This window comes from Streptomyces rimosus subsp. rimosus, assembly GCF_000720725.1.
GTDB lineage: Bacteria > Actinomycetota > Actinomycetes > Streptomycetales > Streptomycetaceae > Streptomyces > Streptomyces rimosus_A.
The window spans coordinates 1-1,041 of the sequence record NZ_JOCQ01000227.1 but is presented as its reverse complement, the minus strand read 5'-3'; the positions used below and the strand labels follow the sequence as shown (position 1 = coordinate 1,041).

Genomic DNA, 1,041 nt, shown 5'->3' with positions numbered 1-1,041 from the left:
GGGGGGCTGGTGGGGTGGGTGGTGGTACGGGGGTGCCGTACCACCGGTCCCACATCGGTACGGCTGGGTCAGTCACCGACGCCGCACCGCGACCGTCCCTCTTCCCCCGCTCAGTACGGCCGGTCGCCCGCGATCGCCACGCGCTCGGCCACCCGGCGCTGCGTCCCGTAGTCGTTGACCGCGTAATGCTGGGTGGCGCGGTTGTCCCAGAACGCGATGTCGCCTGCCTGCCAGCGGAACCGCACCTGGAACTCCGGTACGTGCGCCTGCTGGAAGAGCAGCCGCAGCAGTCGGTCGCTGTCCGCCTGCTCCAGCCCCACGATGCGGGTGGTGAACGAGGTGTTGACGAACAGCATCCGGCGGCCGGTCTCCGGGTGCCGCCGTACGACCGGGTGCTCCACCGGCGGGAACCGCTCCTGGAACGGCGCCAGCCGCCCGGCGGAGTAGAAGCGGGCGAAGCCCGGCAGGAAATCGTGGACGGCGGTGGCGCCGTCGATCCGGTCCTTCACGTCCTGCGGCAGGTTGTCGTACGCCGCCGCCATGTCGGCCCACATGGTGTCACCACCGAACGCCGGCACCTCGCGCAACTGCAACACCGCACCCAGCGCCGGGCGTTCGCGGAACGTGACGTCCGTGTGCCAGACGTTCTCGAAGGTCGGCACCGCGCTGCGGTCGAACCGTGCCACGTCCTCGGCGTCACTCGTCGCCAGCAGGGGATTCGTCTCCAGCTCACCCCAGTTGCGGGCGAACGCGCGCTGCGCGGCGGACGTGAGGTGCTGCCCCCGGAAGAAGAGCACCTTCCACTCCAGCAGCGCGCGGTTCAGATCGTCGCGCAGCGCCGGGGCGAGCGGCCGGGAGAGGTCGAGGCCGCGGATTTCCGCGCCGATGGTGGCTGCCTGTGGGACGACTTCGAAGCGCTCGTACGGGCGGTCCTCCCAGCCCTCGGGGGTACGGCGCAGGACGCGGTGGCCTTCGTACAGGCCGTCGGCGGGAATGCGGTGGTCGCGAAGGGCGGGAGCGGGAGGGGGAGTGGGAGAGGAG

At 71.4% G+C, this 1,041-nt stretch carries 1 protein-coding gene; it reads right to left on the bottom strand.

The window, feature by feature from the left end; translation table 11 throughout:
* Positions 1-110: 110 nt before the first annotated feature.
* Positions 111-1,041: TauD/TfdA dioxygenase family protein (locus IH45_RS0142615; RefSeq protein ID WP_030682592.1), on the bottom strand; the 931-nt coding region annotated here is incomplete at its 5' end.